General features: G+C 68.0%; 1 protein-coding gene. It reads right to left on the bottom strand.

The genetic code is table 11. The annotated features are described in order from the left end of the window. A partial coding sequence (locus MD273_RS18970; protein WP_239039312.1) for a GntR family transcriptional regulator occupies window positions 1-506 on the bottom strand: 506 nt, incomplete at both ends.

Below are 506 nucleotides of genomic sequence, written 5' to 3'. Positions count from 1 at the left end.
ATGCGTGGCTATCGCGCGCCTTAAGGCCCGCATGCCCTTCGGCTCGCCATAGCCCATGACGGCGCTGCGCGCGCCGCGCAATTGCCGGGCGGAAATGCGCGCCCAGTTGGTCATCGGAAAGGCGTCAAGCGCCGGCAGCGCGGTAATGAAGGCCCGGGCCTCATGCGGCAGCCAGTTGCGCCGTGCATAGGATGGTCCGGCATGGGTGATGGCATAGGAGAGCCGCGGCTTTTTCCCGGTTTTGGCAGGCTGAGGCGCACCCGACGCCGGGCGCTGGGCATCGAGCGCATCGCTGACGAAGGTTCCTGCGCCAACCCGCGACACCAGCATGCCCTCCAGGACGAGGCGCTCGATCGCATCGATCACCGTCGTTCGCGAGACGCCAAGCTCGCGGGCCAGAATGCGCGTTGCGGGCAGCGGGTCGCCGGCGCGAAGCCCACCCGACAGGATGATGTCGCGCAGCGCCATATAGAGCTGGACGCGGAGGCCCTTGCGGGAAGAACGGT

This window comes from Marinobacter sp. C7 (genome assembly GCF_022343555.1).
Lineage (GTDB): Bacteria > Pseudomonadota > Gammaproteobacteria > Pseudomonadales > Oleiphilaceae > Marinobacter.
The sequence above is the reverse complement of the archived record's forward strand: the minus strand, read 5'-3'. Positions and strand labels throughout refer to the sequence as shown.